The organism is Kineococcus sp. AC630 (assembly GCF_979255925.1).
This window is the reverse complement of sequence record NZ_CEEDMJ010000125.1, coordinates 1-243: the sequence shown is the minus strand read 5'-3', so window position 1 is coordinate 243 and position 243 is coordinate 1. Positions and strand designations below refer to the sequence as shown.

1 pseudogene is annotated in these 243 nt (G+C 71.2%); it reads left to right on the top strand.

Annotated elements, in window-relative coordinates:
- Window positions 1-243: pseudogene (locus AC0I8G_RS26110) on the top strand (alpha-N-arabinofuranosidase); the annotation flags it as partial.

Sequence of the window (243 nt, the reverse complement as noted above, 5' to 3'; positions counted from 1 at the left end):
CGAGGGGGGTCTGCGCCTGGACGTCGTCGAGGCGCTGCGGGCGCTGGACATCCCCCACCTCCGCTGGCCGGGTGGCTGCTTCGCGGACACCTACCACGGGCGCGACGGGATCGGTCCCCGCGAGGAACGTCCCGCGATGGTCAACTCGCACTGGGGCGACGTCGTGGAGGACACCTCCTTCGGGACCCACGAGTTCATGGCGCTGTGCGAACTCCTCGGGGCCGACGTTGGCCGAGACGTAGG